The 19574-nt window shown below is 36.5% G+C and carries 14 protein-coding genes; 8 read left to right on the forward strand and 6 right to left on the reverse strand.

The window, feature by feature from the left end:
* Window positions 1–97 precede the first annotated feature (97 nt).
* A complete protein-coding gene (locus ACTJIP_RS02465; protein WP_440704077.1) occupies window positions 98–1216 on the reverse strand; it encodes a DNA polymerase III subunit in 1119 nt (372 codons plus the stop codon).
* A 250-nt stretch (window positions 1217–1466) separates the two neighbouring features.
* Here ACTJIP_RS02465 and mdlD point away from each other — a divergent pair, with 250 nt between their 5' ends.
* The 4 genes from mdlD to ACTJIP_RS02485 all read left to right on the forward strand — a co-directional run bounded on the left by mdlD (window position 1467) and on the right by ACTJIP_RS02485 (window position 5939).
* Complete coding sequence (gene mdlD, locus ACTJIP_RS02470) at window positions 1467–2786, forward strand: NAD(P)-dependent benzaldehyde dehydrogenase MdlD (protein WP_440704078.1); 1320 nt, start codon at window positions 1467–1469, stop codon at window positions 2784–2786.
* A gap of 197 nt (window positions 2787–2983) precedes the next feature.
* The gene (locus ACTJIP_RS02475; RefSeq protein ID WP_047387668.1) at window positions 2984–4291 is read left to right on the forward strand and encodes a membrane protein; all 1308 of its coding nucleotides are present in this window, start codon (window positions 2984–2986) and stop codon (window positions 4289–4291) included.
* A gap of 1 nt (window position 4292) precedes the next feature.
* Window positions 4293–4883 (forward strand): LPS export ABC transporter periplasmic protein LptC, encoded by a 591-nt coding sequence (gene lptC, locus ACTJIP_RS02480; RefSeq protein ID WP_034699921.1) that lies wholly within the window; start codon window positions 4293–4295, stop codon window positions 4881–4883.
* Window positions 4884–4895: 12 nt separating this feature from the next.
* Window positions 4896–5939: an anhydro-N-acetylmuramic acid kinase gene (locus ACTJIP_RS02485; protein WP_440704079.1), complete on the forward strand. Its 1044-nt coding sequence runs from the start codon at window positions 4896–4898 to the stop codon at window positions 5937–5939.
* Window positions 5940–5988: 49 nt separating this feature from the next.
* On the opposite strand, the gene ACTJIP_RS02490 is transcribed toward ACTJIP_RS02485, so the two are convergent.
* Window positions 5989–6378: a hypothetical protein gene (locus tag ACTJIP_RS02490; RefSeq protein ID WP_047387661.1), complete on the reverse strand. Its 390-nt coding sequence runs from the start codon at window positions 6376–6378 to the stop codon at window positions 5989–5991.
* Between the two features lie 36 nt (window positions 6379–6414).
* On the opposite strand from ACTJIP_RS02490, the gene ACTJIP_RS02495 reads away from it, so the two are divergent.
* Window positions 6415–7023, forward strand: a complete 609-nt coding sequence (locus tag ACTJIP_RS02495; protein WP_440704080.1) for an NUDIX hydrolase — start codon at window positions 6415–6417, stop codon at window positions 7021–7023.
* A gap of 166 nt (window positions 7024–7189) precedes the next feature.
* Here the strand turns inward: ACTJIP_RS02495 and ACTJIP_RS02500 are convergent, their stop codons facing one another.
* Together ACTJIP_RS02500 and gldJ are read right to left on the reverse strand one after the other, a co-directional pair.
* A complete protein-coding gene (locus tag ACTJIP_RS02500; RefSeq protein WP_440704081.1) occupies window positions 7190–8461 on the reverse strand; it encodes a UDP-N-acetylmuramoyl-tripeptide--D-alanyl-D-alanine ligase in 1272 nt (423 codons plus the stop codon).
* A 153-nt stretch (window positions 8462–8614) separates the two neighbouring features.
* Window positions 8615–10216: a gliding motility lipoprotein GldJ gene (gene gldJ, locus ACTJIP_RS02505; protein WP_077418444.1), complete on the reverse strand. Its 1602-nt coding sequence runs from the start codon at window positions 10214–10216 to the stop codon at window positions 8615–8617.
* Between the two features lie 164 nt (window positions 10217–10380).
* Between gldJ and porU the strand changes: the two genes are divergently transcribed.
* Both porU and porV read left to right on the forward strand, forming a co-directional pair.
* The gene (gene porU, locus ACTJIP_RS02510; RefSeq protein WP_219073066.1) at window positions 10381–14283 is read left to right on the forward strand and encodes a type IX secretion system sortase PorU; all 3903 of its coding nucleotides are present in this window, start codon (window positions 10381–10383) and stop codon (window positions 14281–14283) included.
* A 59-nt stretch (window positions 14284–14342) separates the two neighbouring features.
* Entirely contained in the window at window positions 14343–15506 is a 1164-nt protein-coding gene (gene porV / locus ACTJIP_RS02515) for a type IX secretion system outer membrane channel protein PorV (RefSeq protein ID WP_047378455.1), read from the forward strand.
* A 143-nt stretch (window positions 15507–15649) separates the two neighbouring features.
* Here the strand turns inward: porV and blaCHM are convergent, their stop codons facing one another.
* Entirely contained in the window at window positions 15650–16408 is a 759-nt protein-coding gene (gene blaCHM, locus ACTJIP_RS02520; protein WP_180564309.1) for a CHM family subclass B1 metallo-beta-lactamase, read from the reverse strand.
* Window positions 16409–16637: 229 nt separating this feature from the next.
* Here blaCHM and ACTJIP_RS02525 point away from each other — a divergent pair, with 229 nt between their 5' ends.
* The gene (locus tag ACTJIP_RS02525) at window positions 16638–18902 is read left to right on the forward strand and encodes an FUSC family membrane protein (protein ID WP_428168020.1); all 2265 of its coding nucleotides are present in this window, start codon (window positions 16638–16640) and stop codon (window positions 18900–18902) included.
* On the opposite strand, the gene ACTJIP_RS02530 is transcribed toward ACTJIP_RS02525, so the two are convergent.
* Window positions 18883–19497, reverse strand: coding sequence for a 4'-phosphopantetheinyl transferase family protein (locus ACTJIP_RS02530; RefSeq protein ID WP_077418436.1), 615 nt, complete (start codon window positions 19495–19497; stop codon window positions 18883–18885). The two genes, ACTJIP_RS02525 and ACTJIP_RS02530, sit on opposite strands and share 20 nt — an antisense overlap.
* Window positions 19498–19574: the final 77 nt, after the last annotated feature.

Genomic DNA, 19574 nt, shown 5'->3' on the forward strand with positions numbered 1-19574 from the left:
ATGCAAAATGTGAATCTTTAACACAATGTTAATGTAAAATGTATTAAAAAAAAGGAAAAACAGAAACAAAAAACTCCGGCTGCTACCGGAGTTTTATTTATGTGCTTTTGTGAATATATCTTGATAATTTTATGCCGAGATCGGTCCAGACAATTTTAGGATTTCCGTTTCGGGTAAGGTGCAGATCCGCAGTATTGATTTCTTCCAGAATACTTTCAATATTGGCGCCACTGATAAATTTTGAAAACCCTGCCCAATTGAAGCCGTTCGCATTAATCTTTTTATACACCAGATTTTCGGACTGATAATTCTGAAGTAATGCCAGTCTGAAGATTTCAGAACAGTAGTTCAGCAAGTTTTTCTGTTTTTCCCTATTCCATCCTGCAATTTCCCTTGCCCAGAAAATAATGCTTTTTAAATATTCAGGTTTCTTTTTAACCATAAATGCATCTCTCACCCACTGTACAAAGAGCTTTTCGAATTCATTACTTTTATCTCCAGAATTCAACAGTTTTATGGCATCATTGAGATCTCCCTGCGCTTCATGAACAATCTCTTTCACTTTTTCTTCTGAAACAGAAAAGTTCTTTTTGAGATGGTTTTCAATATCTTCATCATGTATTCTCGGGATTTCTACAATCTGCGTTCTAGAAAGGATGGTAGGAAGAATATCATTGGTACTTTCCGCAGTAAGAAGGATGATTGTTTTAGCCGGTGGTTCTTCTAAAAATTTCAAAAACTTGTTGGAAGCGGCAATATTCATTTTATCAGCTCTCCAGACGATAAGGATTTTAGTTCCTCCTTCAAAACTTTTCAAAGAAAACTTCTGGTTCTGGTCATCAATTTCATCTGCGGAAATAAACAGCTGCTTATTTTCCGACTCTAAAAAAGCAGTCCAGTCATCATAGCTTGCATAAGGAGAAGCCATGATCATTTCTCTGAATTCATCAAATTTATTCTTACTTAAAGAATTTCTATTATCCGTAAAAACAGGAAAGCTGAAATGCAGATCCAGGTGATTGAGATGTTCTACTTTCGCTGCAGCATGTTCATTCTCACGATTTAGAATCTCTTTTGCATAGGCTAAAACCATAGGTAAAGTTCCGTATCCCTCTTTTCCTACAAAAAGTTGAGCATGGCTCACTCTGTTTTCGGCAATGCTTTCTCTAAGAAGTTTTTTCAGATTCGTCTGTCCGGCGATGTTCTCCCAATTCATGTTTCAAAGATAAAAAATCTTATCTCAATTTATAAAATTAAGTCTGCTTAAAATGTATAAAACTATAGATTACAAATTTCAAAAGAGATCACTCCTATCCTATTATAGGAAATATCAATAATAAGATTAGAATAAAACTTAAAATTAAATTTTACACAATTTAATTTTAAGCAATAAATTTACGGAGTGAAATTTTTCGTAAATTCATTATGATTTCACATCATTTTCAACTAGTAAAAATCATACACTAATGGATACAAACCTGGAACAAAAAATCAAAGGTATATTTCAACAGCAGAAAGCCTTTTTCAAAACCAATAAGACTAAAGATATTGAATTCAGAAAAGCGCAATTAAGAAAATTCCGTGAAATTTTTTTGCAGCATACGGATGATCTTTGTGAAGCCCTGTCTATTGATCTGGGAAAAAGCAGAAAGGAAGCAGAGTATGTGGAAATTCAAATTGTCATTAGTGAGCTGAATTATTTTCTGGAGAATATTGATGAATGGGCAAAACCAACTTCCGTCCCTTCAAAGCCACATCCATCAGGAGCTGAAGTGGTAAGCAAAGTAATGTATGAACCTTATGGTGTTACCTATATTATTGGCCCTTTCAACTATCCGGTTCAGCTTACATTCAGTCCGCTTATTGGCGCTTTGGTAGCCGGAAATACAGCGATTCTAAAACCTTCTGAAAATACACCTCATGTTGCCCAGGTTCTTGAAAATATTGTAAAAGAGTCTTTCGATGAATCTTATGTAGCAGTCATTCAGGGAGCTATTGAAGAGAATACTCTATTATTAAGCCTTCCTTTTGATTATATTTTCTTTACAGGAAGTCCGAATGTTGGAAAAATTGTGATGAAAGCAGCCGCAGAGCAATTAATACCTCTGGCATTGGAACTTGGGGGGAAATCGCCAACGATTGTTCACAAAGATGCAGATCTTGATAAGGCGGTAGCAAGAATATCTTACGGAAAGTGGATTAACTGTGGGCAAACGTGTGTTGCTCCGGACTATATTTACATCCATGAATCTATAAAGGGTGCATTTATTGAAAAGTTTAAAGCGCATTTAAATACTACTTATGAAGGTCAGTCATTAGGGAAAATCGGGAAAATTGTGAGCCAAAATCAAATTAAACATCTAGCCGGTTATTTGGAAGCAGCTCCTGAAAAAGTGATCTATGGGGGCAGCTATGATCTGGAAACCCGTCATTTTGAAGCTACTTTAATGGATAATATCACCTGGAATGATCAGGTAATGCAGCAGGAGATCTTCGGCCCTATTCTTCCTATCATGACATATAGTGATATTAATGAGGCTCTGGAAGAAATAAACAGCCGCCCAAAACCACTGGCATTATATGTTTTTACAGAAAACCAGGAATTTGCAGATAACGTTTTGCATCATACCACAAGCGGAGATGCGGAGATCAACAGTACAATTATCCATGTGGGTTCGCATTATTTACCTTTTGGGGGTGTAGGAACTTCAGGAATGGGAAAATATCATGGAAAGTTCAGCTTTGAAAGTTTTAGCCACAGCCGATCCGTGCTTCAGGTAAAATAATAAATAGAGATAATAAGTCCTATAAACTAAGGCTGTTCAATATAGAACAGCCTTTTTTATATAATAGAACTGATATTTTAACTGATGAAAATTTGCATTTTTCTTTGAAAGAAAGGCCCTTAACAAACTTTAACCACATATAATTTTTACAATTCATTAATATTTAAGATATTTGCGCATTGTTTTAAAAATAAAGAATGAAAAAAATCTTTGTAGTATCATTCATATCAGTTGGATATTTTCTAAATGCACAGAGTCTAAGCAACTCGCCTTATGCAACGTATGGAATTGGAGATGTGAAATATGATAATACGATCGAGACTACTTCTATGGGAGGTATATCAACTGCTTTTATAAGTGATTTCACTAGTAGTTTCAATTTTGCCAACCCGGCAAACAACGCCAATTTTGAACTTACGAGTATCAGACTGGAGGCTACCAATGAAAACAATTATTTCAAATCGAACTATAACGATATGAAATCTACAAAGCATTCTACGTATCTTTCCAATATTTCTCTTGCATTTCCACTATCTCCAAAAGTGAAAATGGGGATTTCATACCAGCCATACAGTTCTAAAAGTTACGATATCGTAAATGAACAATTAGCTGCAGACGGAACTCCAATGTATAAAAATAACTTTAAAGGCAGCGGAACATTGAATGCTGCACAGGTTGCTGTTTCTTATAAAATTAATCAGGAACTTTCTGTGGGAGCAAGAGCGAACCTTTATTTTGGAGACCTTAATGACCTTAATGAATTCCGTGCGTACAACCCTGCTACAGGTAGTTATGCTGGTGAATATGTTAACGGTTATCAAACTAAAAACAGAGTCAGAAACTTTAATTTTACGCTTGGTACAAGCTACCAGACTTTAAATACCCGTACTGATAAGAAATTCACAGTAGGAGCAACTGCTACTTTTGGTAACACAAGTAATATGACTACTGAATACGTCAACAGTACTTACAGATACTCTGATGCTCAGGAAACCAATAAGGTATATGAGACAATCATAGATCAGCAGGAAACAAAATCTAAAAACCTTCTTCCATTACAAGCATCCGTAGGGGTTGGATATGGAAGTGAAAACCATTGGTTCCTATCAGGACAGGTGGATTATAAAAAAGGAGAAGATATCTCTTATTTTGGTAAAACTTTCGACTTTCAGGATACGTACAGAGTTTCTGCCGGTGGATGGTACCTTCCTAACTATAATAACTTCAGAAACTACTTTTCAAGGGTAATCTACAGATATGGAGCTTTCTATGAAAGAGGAAACCTTAAACTGGAAGGAACAAGCATCAACAAATTCGGTATTTCTGCCGGGGTAATGCTTCCATTCAAAACAAGTAGTATCACAAGAATGAGTGGTCTGGAAATAGGTCTGGAAGTAGGTAAAAGAGGAACTCTTAAAAACAACCTGATCAATCAAAATTTTGTCAACCTGAAAATCGGCTTTAATTTTGCTGATAAATGGTTCCGAAAGACTCTTTATAACTAGAATGAATTTTTCAAAAAAAATATCATATAAAAATATAGCATGCCTTTTTAGTTGTGCTATATTTTTTATATTGACATCCTGTGAAGAGGATCTTACCAAAAGAAATGGAAGCCAAAGCAAAAATTTCCCTTCACAGATTATCAACAACGCCAATATTATACAGCGTGACTCCGGCTTTATCACTTTAAAAGCCAAAGCACCCATCATTGAAAAGTATGAGCTGATTGACAGCCCTTATGTAGTAGCCAGAAAAGGAATTGACATTGAGTTTTTTGATAAAAAGAAACCTAAAGTTCCGGGAAGGATTACAGCTAAATACGCCCGTATCTTTGAATATAAAAAATTCTACGAAGCCAAAGGTGACGTAAGGATAAAAACCAATGAAGGACAGAGATTTGCAATGCAGAGTATTTATTGGGATCAAAGAAAGAACAGAATCTATACTAAAGATACAGTATATGTTACCATGGAAGACGGCTCTACGCTGGTAGGCGCCAATGGAATGACTGCAAAGGATGACTTTTCAGAATATACTTTCTATAACAACTCAGGAGATTTCAGTTCAAAGAGAATTTCCGAGAATAAAAAATAATCCAAAAAAATAATGAAAGCTCTGGCTATTGGACTGATGTCCGGGACAAGTATGGACGGTTTGGATATCTGTCTTGCTGAATTTGAGAAACAAGACAAATGGACCTTTCAGATCCTGAAAGCCGAGACAATCCCCTATTCTGAGGATTGGGAAAACAAACTTCGAAACTCTATTCATCTTTCTGCTGAAGATTTACTGGAACTGCATTCAGAATATGGTTTTTACCTTGGCCGGCAGGTGAAAAAATTCATTCATAAGCATCAGCTCGAAAACATCAGCCTGATTGCATCTCACGGTCATACGATTTTCCATCAGCCTAAGCGAAAATTTACCCTTCAGATAGGAGACGGCAGAGCGATCAAACTGGAAACAGGATTACCCGTTATCTATGATTTCAGAAGCCAGGATGTGCTGATGAATGGAAACGGAGCTCCGTTGGTTCCTATAGGTGATGAATTACTTTTTTCAGAGTATAACGCCTGCTTAAACCTTGGCGGGTTTTCCAACATATCTTTACATTCAGACGGAAAAAGAATCGCTTTTGATATAGCTCCGGTTAATATTGTATTGAATCATTTAGCACAACAAATCAACAAAAGTTTTGATGAAAACGGAGCGCTTGCTCAAAAAGGAGAAATAAATGAAGCTTTGCTGAACGATCTTAATACTTTAGATTTCTACCAGCATTCACACCCAAAATCTTTGGGAATCGAATGGTGCAATAAACATATATTTCCGGCTCTTAAAAACATTGAAATCTTAGATGCCCTTGCCACTTTTACGGAACACACCGCACAGCAGATCGCCAATGTTATCAATAAAAATAATATAAAGGATATTCTTATCACCGGAGGAGGTGCTTACAACTCATTTTTAATTGAAAAAATAAGATCAAAAACACAAGCTGAAGTGATTATCCCTAAAAAAGAAATCATTGATTATAAGGAAGCCCTGATCTTCGCTTTCATGGGTGTTTTAAAAGTAAATAATGAAGTGAATGTACTGTCTTCTGCTACAGGAAGTTCCTATGACCACTGTTCAGGGGTCATTGCATAACAATTTTCATATCAAAATAAAAAAACCTTCAAAAATGAAGGTTTTTTTGTTATTTATAGGCTTCGATTTTATCGGTAAGCGTATTGATAAAGTTCTGTAAAGGTTTTTCCACCATCATTTTGATGAATGGATTGAATTTTCCCTCGAATAACATCTGAACTTCAGTCTGATTATCACTGATTGGGTTTAAAGTTGCTGTTAATGTGAAATCCAAGCTTGAACTTGCAGATTTTAAAACAGCTTTCTGATCATCTACTTCGTCTATTTTTAACGCGATTTCCGGCATTCCCTGTAATCCGAATTTAAATCCGTTATCTCTTGTTTCAAATTTTTGAAGACCATCCGGCATAAAATCTTTATAGTTTTCAGGTGATTTTAACAACTCGGTAAGTTCTTTAGATGATTTATTGACAATAATCTTTCGTCCTTCTAAATTCATTTTTTATTTTTGTATTTAAATTCTTAACTATTACAAATGTATAAAGTTTTTGTCAACGAAAAAAAATTATTGATATCTAAGCATCCGGAAGCTCTTGAAAAAAAGCTTGAGTATGAAAATTATACAACTTTAGAGATCGCTTTGGATCTTCTGGAGAATACTTCTGTGCAGGAACTTAACGTATATGGAGAGAATTTGGATGAAATATGGCAGGAATTCCAGAAGCTTTTCAGAATTATAGAAGCAGCAGGAGGCTTAGTTAATAATCCAGAAGGTAAAATCCTTTTCATTAAAAGACTTGGCAAATGGGATCTTCCGAAGGGTAAAATGGAAAAAGGAGAATCCAGAGAAGAGTCTGCAGTACGGGAAATAGAAGAAGAAACCGGTCTGAGTGATGTAGAACTTGTAAAATTCATCAATACCACTTACCATATCTATATAGAAAGAAATGGCGAGAAAATCCTTAAATGTACCCATTGGTTTAAAATGAACTTTGACGGAGAAGACACTTCCAAGCCGCAAATAGAAGAAGGCATTACTGAAGTGGCCTGGAAAACAACAGCAGAAATTGAGCATGAAGTTTTCCCAAGTACCTTCAAAAATATTATACTGATTGTACAAGAGTTCTGGGATTTAAAGAAATAAGTAGTAGGTCTGGAAGCTGGAAGAGTTAAGCTGGAAGTTACTATCCGGCAATCCACTTTTTCGGAGATCATTTAACAATGAAGTTTATAAAGTTGAATAAAAAAGAGAACACTCTTCGCTTACCTTCAGGATCTTCCCTCTCCCAGCCTCCAGCTTCCTTACTCTGTTAAATAAATTCGATCAGCTTCTCGAGAGCAATTCCCCTGGAGCCTTTCAGCAATATATTTTCAGAGTGAATTTTGTTCTGTTTTAAATATTCTATCAGGACTGTTGTATTTTCAAAAGCAAGATCTGAAGAATTAACCTCTTTAAAATGCTTTCCTACCGTGATAATTTCATTGAAGTTAAGTTCCTGAGCCAGTTTTAAGATGTTCTGATGTTCTTTCTCACTTTCATCACCCAATTCCAGCATATCCCCAATAATAATGGTTTTACTGCCCTCAAAACTGATGAAATTATTCAAAGAAGCGGTCATAGAGCTCGGGTTGGCATTATACGTATCCAGAACCAAAGTCCTACCCTCTTTTTTCACCACCTGAGATCTCATATTGGTAGGTGTGTACAATTCCAGCGCATGTTTTATTTTTTCAAAACTGATTCCGAAATGAAGCCCCAGGCATGCCGCTGCACAAAGATTGGTGAAATTATATTCTCCAGTCAGTTTTGAAACTGCTTTTACTCCCTGATAAGTCAATCCTACAAAATGTTCTGCAGAAAAAGATTCAAAATTGTAATCTGATGTCTCTTTTCCAAAAGTAATTTTAGGTAAATAATTTTCAGTTTTTTCTACCTGAATAGGATCATTTTCATTAACAAGAACAGTTCTGTTATCATTTTTAAGATAGTCATAAAGCTCAGACTTTCCTTTAATCACCCCTTCAAAACCTCCGAATCCTTCTAAATGGGCTTTTCCGAAATTGGTAATATATCCAAAATCGGGTTGAGCGATGGTACACAGGAATTCAATTTCTTTCTGATGATTAGCTCCCATTTCAATCACAGCCATTTCATGTTCCGGTTTAATGGAAAGAATTGTCAAAGGAACTCCTATATGGTTATTCAGATTTCCAAATGTATACTGTACATTATATTTTTCTGAGAGTACAGCATGAATCAATTCTTTAGTCGTCGTCTTCCCATTACTTCCTGTAAGCCCAATAAAAGGAATGGTAAGCTTGCTTCTATAATAAAGAGACAATTGCTGTAAAAACTCAAGGGTAGATGGAACATAGAAAATATTTTTATCTCTGTTTTCAAACTCCGGAAGTTCAACAATTACGGCCAAAGCTCCATCATCTATGGCTTTTTCCGCTAATGTAGCTGCATTGAAATTCTCACCGGAAAAGGCAAAGAAAATATCATTCTCTGCTATTTTTCTGCTATCGATGGTCACTTTTGCAGCCTGCAGAAATAAAGGATAAAACTGTTCTATATTCATGTGGAAATATATATTTTTTAAAAAGAGGTCATATGCAATCGCCAAATCTATATGAGTATTTTAGACTTTTTAACCAAAGCGATTTCATGGTTCAAAAATAAAAAAACCTTCCGAAAGTTCGGAAGGTTTTTTATAAGTATTTTTTGATAAATATTATCTTCTAGTTCTACCCTTATCGTTAGTTCTGGCATCCTGTGCAACACGGAATCCTACCCAACCATAAGCTCTGTTTTGATTTTTATATCTTCTTTGTCCCGGATCCAGCCAATATGCTGTATCCTGCCAAGAACCACCTTTTACAACTCTAACCTCGTTAGAAATTCCTGAAGTTCTGTCTTTGGTATCTTTTTGTAGTTTCACTCTACCAGCTCCATCTACAACAAAGCTTTGTTTAGGAGCATTGTACATATCGAACCCAGCAGCAGAATCAGAAGCTCTGTAATATTCTAAAGAAGATTGTCTGTCACCATCTCTGTAGTTTCTGTAATCAGCGATAGTTTGTCTTTCGAATTGTCCAGGAAGTCCTTTGTAAACTAATCTTCCGTCAGCCAAAGTATCATATTTGATAGTACCTTCGTCGATCATTTTATAAGTTCCGTCACCGTTTCTTACGATAGCCTGAGGCATGTTTCCTCTATAGTAGTTGAAATCACTGTAATCTTCATCGATGATTGGTCTGTACACATCCGCAGTCCATTCTGAAACGTTCCCGAACATACCGTATACACCAAGATCGTTAGATGGATACTTTCTTACGTCAGAAGTCTGTGCTGAACCGTCATTCTTCCATCCTGAAATCCCTGAATAGTCACCTTTACCCATTTTGAAGTTTTCAAGGAACATTCCTCTGTCTCTTCCTTTGGTACCTCTTAGTCTTTCGATTTCAGGTTTTTTTCCTAGGTATTGGTTATATTCTCTGGTTTTTGCCATACCAAGAGCTGCATATTCCCATTCAACTTCGGTAGGAAGTCTGAACTTCTGTACCATTGCAGAATTTGGAGCTCTGTTAGCTGCAAGCAATCTCTGGTTTGTAGTTTTCATACCAGTTTTTTGCTGCATCCTTTTTTCATTAATATATCCTTGCATTTCAGGATCATTCGATTTGAATTTATCCATGTTGAATGCAGTTCCTCCCTGGTTGTTGGATTCGTTGATATACAAATCTTTGGCAATAATACCAGACTGCATCAAAGCTTTTTCATTCGCTCTATCTGTCAGCCATTCACAGTATCTGTTTGCCTGAGTCCAGGAAACTCCTACCACCGGATAGTAATCAAATTCCGGAGAACGCAGATACGTTTCATTATAATCGTTTCTTGCTAATTTGTTGTCCCACAATAAGGTATCCGGTAATGCACCGTTATAGATTTCCTTAAAACTAGGATCACTTGGTGGGAATACATACTTCAACCATGTCAGGTATTCGCGGTATTCGTAGTTAGTAATTTCTGTTTCTCCGATAAAGAATGAACTTACCTGCATCCTGCGAGGCGTGTTATTCCAATCGTGCATAACATCATCTTTCACTAATCCCATTGTAAAAGTTCCACCTTCTACATATACCATTCCAGGCCACCCCTTCTGCTTTTGTTGCTTTCCTGCAAAAAACCAACCTTGTTTTTCGTTTGGTTTCCAACCCGTTTTACTGACAAATTTTTTGGTACCGCCACCTTTGCTGGTTCCTGATCCGCCACAGCTGGTTAATGCAAGTGTAGAACTTAATGCTATTAATGAAAACAACTTTAGTTTTTTCATAGTCGATATAAATATTTTCAAAGTACAAAGAAAAAATAAATTATTCAATAAATCAAGTAAACATTTGATTTTTTTGAAAAACGTTAACAATTTAATTTTATTGTATCGCAATTTAATTCTAAAATTTTCATTTATTTTGTAATTTAGCAATTTCAATAGTAAACATGAAACGAAAAATTACGCTTTTATCTTTAATCGCTTTTGCATCAACACTTTACGCCCAAAGAAACACCATAGAATGGAATGGATCGAAAATTCAGGATTTTGGCGACACAAAATTAAATCTTCCTAATTTTAAAAATGAGGGTTTTTCTTTCAGCCAAAATAATGTTTTTATAGTAACCAAGCAAAAAATCGGAGAAAAGCAGCTTAAAATTTCAGATCTTGTCTGGGAAAGCGTTCCTACTCAGGATTTATTTGAGTTGGATAAAGGAAGACTCCCTGATTATGATGTAGCAGATGTTTCTTATTATAATTTAGATGGAGACAGCTATGCCAGTATCAGTGTTGCTTTGTTTAAAAATGTAAAAGGCCGTGTTCAGAGATTATCTTCGTTTAATGTTTCAGAAGCCTCTTCATTTGTAAATACTACAGGAACTGTTAATAAGATAGGAACAACCGGCAACCCATTATCAAGTGGTAACTTTTATAAAATAAAAGTTGACAAATCCGGTGTATTCAAAATCACATCCCAGTTTTTAAAAGATAACGGAATCAATCCCGGCTCTGTAAATCCTAAAAATTTCAGAATTTATGGAAACGGAGGGGTACTGCTTCCTGAATATAATCAGGATGCAAGATATGGAGCTTTACAGGAAAATGCCATTCAGGTAGTAGGTGAAGATGACGGGGTATGGAACGATAATGATTATGCTCTTTTCTATGCTCAGGGTCCTGATGGATATAACCTTTACGACACTTCCAATGGAAATGGTTTTAAAAGAAAAGATACCCGGTTCAGCGAAAGAAGTAATAACGTTAAAAATATATATGAAGATTTTTCTTATTACTATATCAACTTTGACAAAGGTTCAGGGAAGAGAGTTCCAACTGTTGATGGAACCCTTCCTGCCCAGCTGATTACAAGATATGACAATTACCAGGTGATCAACAAGGATCAGAAAAACTTGTTGAAAGTAGGAAGAACCTGGGTGGAAGACACTCCTTTCAGCAATGAAAAAACAATAACACTTTCCACCAACTCGCCAATACAGGCCGGTGATGTTATACGATACAGAACTCAGGTGGTAGCTTATAATTCGCAACAGAATACGATTGATTTTAAGATCAATAATTTAAATCCGCATCCACTGCAAACGATTCCTACAGATACTTCATCTTATCAGTATACCTTCTACCCTGTAACCTATTCCGGAACGCTTACCAATCTTACCGGAAATCAGATTACAATGGTTTTGAATCCTGATATTTCTAAAAACCCTAACGGAACTTTCTATTTTGATTATGCAGAAGTTCAGTACAAAGAAAATCTTGCGTTCAATGGTTCACAGATGAACTTCAGGGATTATTCAATTGTAAGTGGAAGTAATACAGATTACGGATTCAGCATTACCAATGCGGCTAATATAGAACAGGTATGGGATGTAACGGATATTACCAATGCCAGCCGAAGAGTGAATAAAGCCGGAGCCGGCGCTTTCAACTTTGCTTATACAGCTGCTGATCAGAATTTCAATAATGAATTTGTGGCATTCCGTGCTGATGCGGCTTTCAGCCCACAGTTTGTAGGAAGAATTTCCAATCAAAATCTTTCTGCCTTACAAAATATAGATTACCTGATTCTGACGGTTCCTGAAATGATGGGCCAGGCACAGAGAATTGCCAACTATCACCAGACTGCTCATAATTATAATGTAGAAATTGTAGACGTTAACAAAATCTATGAAGAATATGGCAGCGGAAGTAAAGATCTTACGGCTATAAGAGATTTCGTCAGCAAACTCAATACTCCTCTTGGCAGACTTCAATACGTATTTATCCTGGGTGATGCTTCATTTGATTATAAAAACAGAGTTCCCAATAATACAAACGTTGTTGCCAGCTACCAGAGTGAACAGTCTTCAGATTACGTATCCTCATTTGTAACGGATGATTATATTGTAATGACCAAACCGCAGACCACATTGTTAATTGAAAATAATTTACCGGATCTGCCTGTGGGAAGAATTCCTGCTGCAAACGCAAGTGAAGCTGGAGATATGATCAATAAAACATTGGCTTATTACAACAAACTTCAGGGGCAGTCAACTCCTTTCGGAGACTGGCGTATGCGACTTGACTTTGTAGTGGATGATAATGATGAGGGAGGAGGTCCGTTTCATAATGTAATGAACAGTTCTCTGGCCGGCATATTTGAACAACCGGGACAGACGGAACTTAAAGAATATAATGTTAAAAAGTTATATATGGATGCCTTTACCGCTCAGAGTACCTCTGGGGGACGAAGATATCCACAGGTAAACCAGGCTATTTCCAATGCTATCGGAAACAGTTTATATCTGTTTTATTTCGGACATGGAGGAATCAATGGCTGGGCACAGGAAAGAGTATTAACAACTACTGAGGTTCAGAATGCCAATAACTTCTCTAATGTATACAGCAGATTCCCGTTCGTTTCTACCATCACATGTGAATTTACATTATGGGATGAGCCTGCAACCAATTCTGTAGGGGAACAGTTTATCAAAATGAAACAGGGAGGTGCATCAACAATGATTACTTCCAGCCGTGCTATTGGTGTAGATTACGGACGTGATTTCACGAATACATTTACCCAGAATATTTTTAAACTAACGAATGACGATTTCAATACGTTAGGAAATGCCCATTTACTGGCTAAAAAACAGAAGGGACCAAACAATAACCATTTAAAGGTAAACTTCCTGGGTGACCCTGCTATGAAATTAAGCAGACCTCAAAGACTTCTTACCATTGACAATATTGAAACTCCGGTTCCGGGACTGATCAGAGGATTGGATTTCGTGAAAATAAAAGGACACATCAATAATCCGAACGGAACATTGAACAATACCTTCAACGGGAAAGTCAGCATCAATATTTTTGATAAGAGATTAAATAAGAAAACATTAAATAATACCGGTGTTTTAACCCCGGTTTTAGATTATACAGAGGAGGGAAGTGCTATTGTAAAAGCTGCCGGAACTGCTGTAAACGGAGTATTCACTGCAGAATTCTATGTTCCTAAAGATATCAACTATGCGGTGGGACAGGGAAGAATTTTAGCCTATGCAGACAACAAGTCAACGGATGTTTTCAACAACCAGGCGGTGCAAGTAGGTGATATCAACCCTAATGGAATCAATGACAGCCAGCCTCCAAAAGTAAAACTGTATATGAATAACACCAACTTTGCAGATGGTGGAATTACCAACCAGAATCCTATGCTTCTTGCCTGTCTTACAGATGACACAGGAATCAACTCTACAGGTTCAGGGGTAGGTCACGATATTACCACGTACCTGGACGGGCAGATTATCAATACCGTTGTTTTAAATGATTTTTACTCTGCAGGAGAAGGAAACGGATGTTTAAATCCAAGTCTTGCTGACTACCAAAAAGGAAATGTAACCTATCCTTTCAGAAATTTAGCGATTGGACAACACCAACTGACATTTAAAGTTTGGGATATAAACAATAATTCTACATCTGCTACGTTAAATTTTGAAGTTAAAGATGAATCTGACCAACACCTGACGATCAACCGTCCGCTGAACTGGCCAAATCCATTTACAAATAAAACCTATATTCAGTTTGAACACAATTGTGATGATATTCTGGATGTGAACGTACAAATTTATACTATAACCGGAAGATTGGTAAGAACTTTATCGCAGCCGGTAGTCGCAGAACCTTTCCTACAGGGCTTTAGAACCCCTCGTCAGGCAATAGAATGGGACGGAAGAGATGATTTTGGGTCAACAGTAGCAAAAGGTACGTATATTTTTAAGATATTTGCAAAAAGTCAAAATCAAGAAAAATGCAAAGGAAGTGCTACAGCTGTAGAAAAAATGGTACTTTTGAAATAATTAAATAATACATAGACAATAATATTAACAAAAAACTGATAATATATAAAAGACAACATATGAATTTAACTACTAAACTGCTTTTAGGATTTGGTTTGAGTGCTGGTTTTTTAGGCTATTCGCAAGATTTAGGTAAAGTAAACCCAGTTCTTACCGGAGCTCCTTTCCTAAGAATTGCGCCTGATGCGAGATCAGGAGGTATGGGAGATCAAGGGGTGGTAACCTCTCCGGATGCATTTTCACAATTCTGGAATGCGGCTAAATATCCTTTCAGCAGAACAAGTTCTTCCGTAGGTCTTAACTATACGCCTTACATGGGGAAACTTACCAATGATGTATTCTTATTATATGCTTCGTTCCATAAGTTTTTGGGGCAGGAAGAGAGATCTACAATCTCTGCAAGTATCTATTATTTCAACATGGGACAGGTAGACCTGACTCAGTTGGTAGGTACAGAAATTGCATCAATGGGTACATCAAAACCAAACGAATTCTCAATTGACGTTGCTTATGCTTTGAAGCTTTCTGATTCATTCTCTGGTGCTGTTACCGGTAGATTTATCCGTTCAGACTTAGCCGGAGGATTCAACACAGACACTACACTTAAAGCAGCAAACAGTTTCGCAGTAGACGTTTCAGCATACTATACCTCACCAAGATTCTCCAGTATCGGAGGATATGATGGTAAAGTGAATGCAGGTTTAGCTATTCAGAATGTAGGTCCGAAACTGGATTATACAGGAAATGAAGAGTCAAGATCTTATCTTCCTACAATGGCAAGATTAGGAGTTGGGTATGACATGTACCTGGATGATATGAACAGAGTTGGAATTTCTGTAGAAGGTTCAAAACTTTTGGTTCCCGGATCTGAATATGCAGGAATTGATCCAAATACAAGACAGCCTATTTATCAAATCCCGAATGTAGGGCCAATGGCTGGTATTGGAAAATCTTTCAAAAATAAAAACAGTATCATGTACAGTGGTGCTTTAGAATATTCTTATGACAATGCATTTTCTGTAAGAGGAGGTTACTTCCATGAAAGTGAAGAGCAGGGAGCAAGACAGTTTGCTACAGCGGGTGTTGGTTTAAGATACCGTTCTTTCGGACTTGATCTTTCTTACCTGATCAACATGTCTAAAATCAACAGTGCATTGGATAACACGCTTCGTTTCGGTCTTACCTGGAACATCGGAGAAGAAACATCCAACAACGATCGTTAAAAAAAGCTACAGCTATATAAAAAAAGCCTCATACATTGTATTGAGGCTTTTTTATATCAATTGTGGAAGGGTCAATCCGCTTCACTTGTCAATTTCTTTTATACTACAATCATTCACCATTCACTTTGCGAAGCAAAATTTCACTATTGACCTTTAAATAATGTAATGGTATACTCAAGAAGTCTCCCATCTCCATAATCTCCATGTCCCGGAACTACAATTTTCACGTCGGGATATTCTTTTTTTACTTTTTCAATGGTATTTGACCACGCAGAGACATTTGCATCTCCTAAATATCCTTTGCCCGCCTCAAGCTCTTTCAACAAACAACCTCCAAACAGAATATGTTCACTTGGGAAATATCCAACAGTATTATCTCTTGTATGACCTTCTCCGAAATACTTAGCAATAACACCCTTATCACCCACTTTCAGAATCACAGAATCATTAAAACTGTTTTCAGGGACAACGAAATTGTTTTCTTTGGCTAGTTCGATTGTTTTAGCATTGGAATAAGAAGGAATATTCTTTTTATGAAAGGCCAGCAATCCTCCTAAACTATCATCATGAAAATGAGTGGGAATCACTGCATTGATTTTCGCATGAAGTTTTTCATTGATCCATTGTATCAGCTCATCTGAACCTGTATCATTAGTAGGTGTATCAAAAACAATAGTTTCATTATGGTCTTTTACAATCAATCCGTTACAGGGAACATTCCCGAAATCATTGGTCTGCTTAAAAGAAGTATGAATAAATGTGTTTTCTGAAATCTGGGTGATGATCAGAGTTTTTGATTCATAAATTTTCTTTGCCTTAAAACTGCTTTTCTTCTGTGAAATACAGCTTAACATGATAAAAGAAAACAAAATGGCTAATATATTTTTACTGATGATCTTCATAAAATGATAATTTAAGCTTGAGATAAGCTAAGGTAAGAATTCGTGGAACAAGATTTGTTAGCTGTTGTGTTAAAAATAACCAATTATGAGTTGTGAATCATTCATATGTTTCTTCTGTCAATTTATTTTTAAATAGTACTACAGCTCAATTAAAAAAATATAATATTTAAGTTTACAAAAGTCTTTCTTTTATGGCGATTTTCTTAAATTCAATAGCTATTTTTGTAGTATGAACTATTCGGCAGAGCTAAAAAAATTTGTAACCAGCCAGTATGTATATTCTGCTATCAGAATTACATTAGCTACTGTTCTGCCTTGTTTAGTCCTCGCCCACTTCGGGCTTTTGAAGGAATATTTTCTTTTCCCTCTAGGAACCAGCTTTGTAGCTCTTACAGATCAGCCCGGGCCTTTCATCAGAAGAAGGAATGCCCTTACTTTTGCAATCCTCTGTTTTGTTTTTGTCGCGCTCATCGCAAGTCTTGTGATGAATATCAAAATATTGGTAATCCTGGAAGTCATCGTATTTGGGATGTTTTTCTCCCTGATCGGAGTTTACGGTCAGAGATTGGCGGCAGTAGGTTCACTATCACTCGTTGTACTTGCCATTTTTATTGACGGTCATCTTACAGGAAGTAATATCTTTAAAAGTCTGCTGATCTTTGCTTCAGGCTGTATTTGGTTTTTGCTCATATTCCTTATTGTAACGACAATCCGTCCATATAAACTGGCAAGCCAGATGATTGGGGAAAATTATCTTCAGCTGGCCGAGTTTTTAAAGATTAAAGCTAATTATTATCAGAAAAATCCGGATTTTAATAAACTGACCACTCAGGTTATTGCAAAACAGATTGCAATAAAAAACTTACAGGAAGACACCAGAGAAACTGTTTTTAAAACAAGAACTATTGTCAATGAATCTACAACAACCAGTCGTTTATTGATGCTGATGTTTTTGAATTCCATGGACCTTCATGAGAAGCTGATGACTTCCGAAAGCGATTATCAGAAGCTTCAGCAGAGTTTTGAGGACAGTATGATCCTTGTTAATATCCATGATTATCTCAATCTTTTGGCAGAGGAGATCACCAATATCGGAATTGCCCTTCAAAGTGGTACCAGAGCAAAGCCGATGGTAAATCTGGAACAGGAATTAAAAAGTCTTAATTACAATTATTTCGAACTCAGAAATAAACAGCTTTCTCCTGATAATCTGGAAAATTTCATGATCCTGCGCCAGATCCTGATGCGTATCTATGAAATTACGAAAGAAATCAACGAGATCTATAAAGTATTTTCTCAGAATATAAAACTGGCAAAAAGTTTATCCACGGGATTAGACTTGAAAAAATTCATGCCTAATGAGCCCAAACTCAATGCTAAGGTTTTAAGAAATAATATTTCGTTATCCTCTTCCCATTTCCGCCATGCGATAAGAATTACAACGGCTTTGCTGCTGGGGTATATTTTCTCGATGTTTGATGTTCTGGGACTGGGACATACGTATTGGATATTAATTACCATTACAGCCATTTTAAAACCAGCTTACTCCATCACGAAACAGAGAAACCTGCTCCGTCTCTATGGCACAATTGCAGGGGCCAGCATTGCTTACGCCATTCTGCATTTTGTACATATTAACGGTGTTTTACTCGCTATTCTGCTTATCAGTATGATTATGTGTTTCAGTTTTCTGAAAGGACGTTATTTCTGGGCGGTATTATTCATGACAATTTATGTTTTCCTGAGTTTTAATTTTTTAAATCCAGGGAAAGTCAATATCATTTTTAAAGACAGAATATTTGATACAGCGATTGCGGGAATCATTGCTTTTGTAGTATCTTATATAGTACTGCCAGTTTGGGAACATACCCAAAACCTGGATCTGATGAAGAAGTCTGCAGCAGACAACCTTATCTATTTTCAGAGTGTGATTTCCAAATTCTTACAGGGAAATTTTGATCTTGAAGATTATAAGGTAAAGCGAAAAAATGCGATCATTTCTTTGGCCAACCTTTCTGACAATTTCCAGAGAATGATTTCGGATCCTAAAAATCAGCAGAAAAAACTGGAAGTTGTTCACCAGTTTGTGGCAACATCACACCTGATCACAGCATATACCGCTTCTCTTTCTCAATATTCCAAGAGTAATGAACAATATCCTGAAATAGATGCTGAAAGCTGGAGCCGGAAGATTGAAGCAGAAATGCAGCAAACTTCTGCCCTCCTCAACGGAAAAGACATCAACGAAACCTTGAAAATGGAAAGCCGCCTTGAGCCGGAAGATTCTTCCATTGAAGATATGCTTCTGAAAAGAAAAACCGAGATTGAGGAAAATGACATTGTAGACAGAAGAGATCCAGATAAAATATCCCATTTAACGGAGCTTAAAAACATCCATGATATTCTGGAACTGATCTATGATGTAGCAAAAGAACAGAGAAAAGTAATCGAGAAGTACAAAAACGAGACAGATCCTACTCCTCCACAATCGTAAAGCAGTAGTCATCGAAAAACTCTACCCTGGCCTTGAATTCATCTGAAAACTGGTCGTCATAGACACGGCAGCTTATTTTATGAAGATGCTTCAGCTCGAAGGGCTTCACCTCATAGTTTTTCTTTAAAGACCAATATTTTGAGTGGTGAATTTTATACATACTTTCTTTTACACTCCATATAATTGTATAAAAAGTATCTGCTTTATCTTCAGGAATAAAACCGCGCTCATTTTCATAGGTAAATTTATCGATCACCCTTAAAATCTTAGGATTGAACTTTTCTACATCAATCCCTATTTTATTTTTAGAAATGGCAATGGCAGCAAAGGGAAAAGAATGCGTAATGGAAATCTCTGCATCGTTGGGAGAAAGAAAAGGCTCTCTTTCTTTATATAAAATCTTAGAATTGGGCTTTAATCCTTTCAGGAGCTTGCGTACCATCAGGACTTCCAATAATTTTTTAGGATGATAATCTTTTACCTTCTCAGCATTTTCCGGTTCCAGAAGCTTATGGATATCCAATTCTTCACTTTCATCATACTTCCAAACAAGGATGGTGGCATTATCATCTGAAAAATCTCTGTAGAGTGGCATTCTTTTTTATATGAGACAAAAATACTAAAAAAAGCTTGAAGCTGGGAGCTGGAGAATGGAAGTTACTATTTGTTATA

This window comes from Chryseobacterium sp. 22543 (genome assembly GCF_052044565.1).
Lineage (GTDB): Bacteria > Bacteroidota > Bacteroidia > Flavobacteriales > Weeksellaceae > Chryseobacterium.